General features: G+C 46.0%; 1 protein-coding gene. It reads left to right on the top strand.

Going from position 1 to position 237, the window contains the following annotated elements; all coding sequences use genetic code 11:
* On the top strand, positions 1-237 hold a 237-nt coding region (locus tag V6255_RS18245; protein ID WP_341629406.1), incomplete at both ends, for an inorganic phosphate transporter.

Raw genomic sequence — 237 nt, 5'->3', positions numbered from 1 at the left:
ATGTCATCTATTGGCCATGGCATTAGCCATATAACAGCTTGCCGTGGAGTTGCAGCTGAATTAGCAGCCGCTTCTACGGTTGCTATTGCCTCTGGTACTGGATTAACTATTTCAACAACACAGACATTAGTTGGTGCGGTATTAGGGGTTCGTATGGCAAGAGGAATTGCAGCCTTGAACCTAGGTGTAGTGCTTAACATCGTCATTTCATGGGTCGTTACATTACCTATCGGTGCC

Origin of the sequence: Psychromonas arctica, assembly GCF_038155225.1 — a bacterium.
In the GTDB taxonomy this organism is placed as follows: Bacteria; Pseudomonadota; Gammaproteobacteria; order Enterobacterales; family Psychromonadaceae; genus Psychromonas; species Psychromonas arctica_B.
Note: the sequence above shows the minus strand (reverse complement) of the source record. Positions and strands in the feature narration are given on the sequence as shown.